Source organism: Actinomadura sp. CNU-125 (assembly GCF_001942465.1).
In the GTDB taxonomy this organism is placed as follows: Bacteria; Actinomycetota; Actinomycetes; order Streptosporangiales; family Streptosporangiaceae; genus Spirillospora.
The window spans coordinates 1-1,518 of sequence record NZ_MKJY01000519.1; the positions used below are offsets into that span (position 1 = coordinate 1).

General features: G+C 69.4%; 2 protein-coding genes. Both read left to right on the forward strand.

From position 1 onward, the window contains the following. Positions 1 to 761, forward strand: a 761-nt coding sequence (locus BJF79_RS39365) for a phytanoyl-CoA dioxygenase family protein (RefSeq protein WP_075905047.1), incomplete at its 5' end; no start/stop codon positions are given. A 41-nt stretch (positions 762 to 802) separates the two neighbouring features. Beyond that, on the forward strand, positions 803 to 1,518 hold a 716-nt coding region (locus BJF79_RS39370; RefSeq protein ID WP_075905049.1), incomplete at its 3' end, for a class I SAM-dependent methyltransferase.

A 1,518-nucleotide genomic window follows, 5' to 3' on the forward strand; every position in this document is an offset into this window, starting at 1 on the left:
AGCAGGCCGCCGCAGCCGCCATGCGGCTGCTAGACAGCGACCGCACCGCCGGACGGGACCGCAGCGCCGACAACAAGGACGGATTCCGCGGCGTCACCGCCATGGACGAAACGTTCCTGCCGCTGGCCACCAACCCCCACGTGCTACCGACCCTGGTCGCGCTGCTGAGCACGAACCTGCACCTGATGTCCAGCAACCTGATCTACATGCCGTCCATCCCCGCCGACGGCACGCGCACCATCCGCGTCCCCGAACGGCACGGCTGGCACCGCGACATGCGCGCAGCCGCCGACGATCTCGGCTCCGATACCGTTCCCCGCCTGGCGATCAAGGCCGCCTACTTCCTCAGCAACCTCACCCCCGACGCCGGAGTCACCATGGTGGTCCCCAGCAGCCACACCCGCACCGCCCCGGTCACCGTCCCTGCCAACGCCATCGACCCGCCCGACGCGGTCACCCCCGACCTCGGCCCATGCGACGCGCTGCTGTTCGAGAACCGCACCTGGCACGCCGGCGGGCTCAACACCTCCGGCCGCCCCCGGCTCGCGGTGATGATGCAATACGGCTACCGGTGGCTCGCGCCCATCGACGATCCCGCCCCGCACCTGCTGGAACGCCCGGACCTCACCGACATCCAGCGCCAACTGCTCGGCCGCCCCGACCGCAACCCCGACGGCTCCATCGCACACGAAAGCGCAGGAGCCGAACCGCTGCGCTCCTGGTGGCAGCACCTCGCCCCCACATCAGGTAGCTCTCGGTGATGCACCCACGCTCGCCCGACCGGAGACGAAAGACTGAACAGGTGACCTCCTACACACCCGACGAACTCTTCGCCTCGACCGCCCCCTACTACGCTCGGTACCGACCCGGCTACGATCCCGCCTTCTACAGCACGCTGGCCGAACGCTTCGCGCTGAGCGGCACCGAACGGGTCCTGGACCTGGGCACCGGCACCGGCGTCATCGCCCTCCCGCTCGCCCGACTCGTCGGCCACGTCACCGCCATCGACCCCGAACCCGGCATGCTCGAAGAAGGCCGCAAACTCGCCGCCGAACAAGGCATCACCAACATCGACTGGCGCCGGGGCGACTCCACCACCCTGCACGCCATGCACCTGGACCCGGTCCTTCTGACCGTGATGGGCGCCGCATTCCACTGGATGGACCGCGACCAGACCCTGCGCGAACTCGACCAACTCATCGAACCGGACGGAGCCGTCGTCCTAGCCTCCGGCGGCGCACCCGGCGACATCGAACCCGCCCCCTGGCTCCAGGTCATCACCGACGTCCGCACCCGCTACCTCGGCCCGCAGCGCCGCGCCGGGTCGAGCACCTACACCCACCCGACCGAACGCCACCAGGACGTACTGGCCCGCTCCCCGTTCTCCAACATCGACACCATCCGCTGGGACCGCACCCTCACCCGCACCCTGGACGAGGTCATCGGCCTGCAGTTCTCCTACAGCTACTCCAGCCCCGCCCAACTCGGCGACCGCAAAGACGCCTTCGAACACGACCT